We start from the raw sequence: 757 nt of genomic DNA, 5'->3' as shown, positions 1-757 counted from the left end.
GAGCAGCCGTCGGCAGCGGCGACAAAGCCCGCTAGCGAGGCCGAGATCCCCTATCCCGGATCGTCCGACGAGCCCGGATCGTCCGACGAGCCCGGATCGTCCGATGCGCCGGCCGGCAAGACCAAAGCCTACGACTACAGTTTCGAGGACGCATCGGCGAAGCGCACGCAGACCGACGGCAACAAGGCGAAACCCGAGACACGGGACGAGAAAATGGCGCCACCCCTTGAAAAGCGCGGCGGCCTCAACGGCGTCGCCGCCGGCATCATCGGCGGCGTCATCGCGCTGGTCGGCGCCGGCGGGCTGCAATTTGCCGGCCTGCTTGGCGCGCCGGGTTCCGGTGCCGGCGTCTCGCTCGATGGCGTCAACGGCGACATCGCCTCGCTGAAGACCGAAATCGCCGGTTTGAAGGACGCCGGCGGCAACGGCGATGGAGCGGCGAAGATGGTCGGCCTGTCCTCGGGCCTTGAACAGGTCAAGGCCGATGTGGCGGCGCTGAAATCGGCTGTCGAGAAAGGTGGAGCAGGCGACGCGGCCGGGGTCGCCGCACTGGGCGACAAGGTTGCGCAGATCGAGACGGCGGTCGCCGCCCTCGGCAAGGCCGGCAGCTCGGCGCCGGTCGATCTCGGTCCGCTCAACGAGAAACTGGCTGGCCTCGACGCGCTGGTGAAGTCGGCCGGCGAGGCTACGACGGCGCAGGAGGGCCGGCTGACAGCGCTGGAGCAGTCTGTGTCGCAGCTGTCCGGCAAGGTCGAGG

Annotated in this window: 1 pseudogene; it reads left to right on the top strand. The window is 69.1% G+C overall.

Annotated features, from left to right (window positions below):
• Window positions 1-757, top strand: a pseudogene (locus EN893_RS36280) (phage tail protein); the annotation flags it as partial.

It is taken from the genome of Mesorhizobium sp. M7A.F.Ca.CA.004.04.2.1, assembly GCF_004022825.1.
Taxonomy (GTDB): domain Bacteria; phylum Pseudomonadota; class Alphaproteobacteria; order Rhizobiales; family Rhizobiaceae; genus Mesorhizobium.
The sequence above is the reverse complement of the archived record's forward strand: the minus strand, read 5'-3'. Positions and strand labels throughout refer to the sequence as shown.